Genomic DNA, 674 nt, shown 5'->3' on the forward strand with positions numbered 1-674 from the left:
GACACCCAACCACAACCCCGAAACCCCACGCATCAGCAAACCCTGCCAGCATCACCTAGTGGCCAACAAATGATCCACCAACTCATCCATCATCGCCACGATCTCCTGCTCCGTGAAACTGCCAGTGAATGGTCGCATCCCAATCAGGGTGTCCTCCGCATAAGCGAAACACTCCGGATCCTTAGAAATCCTAGTTGTTCCGCAGGTCAGCCGCCCCACATAATGCACATCATCCAACCGCCCCAAGAAGTAATTAAACTCCTTCGGCAACGCGAGACTCTTCATCTCAAGCTTCAGAGCCCGGCCCTGCTCGCCGCCCTCCTCATAGGCCACCCCAGCACCACGATCACCGATGATGCCGTAATCCTGATAGTTCAGCGTCCAGCCCCGCAACGTCTCCGGGAACCGCCAATCCTCCCGCGACTCCTCAGCATAAAGCCTCGGCAACATCTCCGGAGGCGGCATAAACTCCCACACCGGCCAAGACCGCCAGTCATCCGGCGCACTCGCACTCGGCGACGACGCACTCGCCGAAGACTTCGGATCCAAGATCGGCACAGACGAGCCCTGACCAAGAGCCGATGAATCGGGAGAAGCTGGCCGCAGCACAACCACCACCAGCAACCCCACCAACACCGCCAACAACCCGCCGACGACACCCAACCACAACCCCG

Annotated in this window: 1 protein-coding gene; it reads right to left on the reverse strand. The window is 59.3% G+C overall.

Translation table 11 applies throughout. The annotated features are described in order from the left end of the window. Positions 1-51: 51 nt before the first annotated feature. Positions 52-674, reverse strand: a 623-nt coding sequence (locus tag EII42_RS13090) for a hypothetical protein (protein WP_158676516.1), incomplete at its 5' end; no start/stop codon positions are given.

The organism is Tessaracoccus sp. OH4464_COT-324 (assembly GCF_003932855.1).
In the GTDB taxonomy this organism is placed as follows: domain Bacteria; phylum Actinomycetota; class Actinomycetes; order Propionibacteriales; family Propionibacteriaceae; genus Arachnia.